Origin of the sequence: Mesotoga sp. HF07.pep.5.2.highcov (assembly GCF_003666285.1) — a bacterium.
Taxonomy (GTDB): domain Bacteria; phylum Thermotogota; class Thermotogae; order Petrotogales; family Kosmotogaceae; genus Mesotoga; species Mesotoga prima.
Genome location: NZ_JFHJ01000686.1, coordinates 1 through 1,125 on the forward strand (window position 1 = coordinate 1; position 1,125 = coordinate 1,125).

A 1,125-nucleotide genomic window follows, 5' to 3' on the forward strand; every position below is an offset into this window, starting at 1 on the left:
GGCATCATTCTCGGTATGAAGAAATTCAGAGTGACTGCCACGAACAAAGCGAATAGCAGTAAACCGATCTTTCTAGCGAAGTAAGCCAATGCTGTTCAGAAAGAGCTCTTTCCATGCAGAAAGAAAGCCTTTCTTACCCCCTCTCGTGGTTTTTAACAAAACCCGCAGGCAGTTAAGCCTGCGGGAAATATCAGTTGATTAACGCAGATGTATAGAAAGCAGAATGGGCATCTTGTCCATTCCGGTCGGTCTCGGTTCCGCGTACGGATTTTCGGCGTTGGGCCAGCCGACAAAGTTCCTTGTACTGTACTCGAACCATACGGGATTAAAGAACATGGGAACGGATGGAAGATCTCTCAAGAAGATTGTCAATACCTCTTCCATTACGGCGTCCTGGGCTTCGGGATCGGTAAGCCTCTTGTAGCTATCCAGGAGTTCGTCGATTCTCTCGTTCTTATATCTCATCCCGTAGTAGTTCCCGGCATTTTCGCCGATCGGCGCCCAGTGTTTGGAATGAACCCAGTTGTCGAACTGGTAGTATGGGCTGGTTCCTGTCACGGCTATGCCGAACAGCATCTCGTAGTTGCCGTTGTACATCATGTCTTTGTAGGGAGAAGGCCACGCTGCCAAAGTGACGATGGCCTCTATTCCGATCTCCTTCAGCTGCCTGGATACTTCCTCGGCACCCATTATCCAGTCGGTCCATCCCGTTGGCACGTACAGATTCAACGATAGCGACTTACCGTCCTTCTCGTAGATTCCGTTCCTGTTCAGCTTATAACCTTCCTTCTCGATAAGGTATCTTGCATAATCGGGGTCGTATTCAATTCCGTATTCGTTTAAACCCTTCTCGGCAAGCCTTAGATAACTCGCCTTGACGCCGGCCAGAGAAGCGGGAACGGCGCCGCTAGCCATTATTCTGGTTATCTCGACTGGATCGATCGCGGCCGCAATCGCCGCTCTCATGTTGTAGTTGTCGAAGGGCCACTTGAGGTTGTTGAGGTTTAGAAATACCAGGTTTCCCTCAGGCAGCCAGTACTTGAAGTGCTCTGGATCGGCCTTTACAAAGACCTCGTCTATGTTCGCAACGAAGTAGCCTGCCCAGTCGAACTCGCCTCTGGCAAG

1 protein-coding gene is annotated in these 1,125 nt (G+C 50.3%); it reads right to left on the reverse strand.

Features of this window, described 5'->3' with window-relative positions:
• Positions 1 to 198 precede the first annotated feature (198 nt).
• Positions 199 to 1,125 (reverse strand): ABC transporter substrate-binding protein (locus BG32_RS14630; RefSeq protein ID WP_259459785.1); only part of this gene is annotated, 927 nt, incomplete at its 5' end.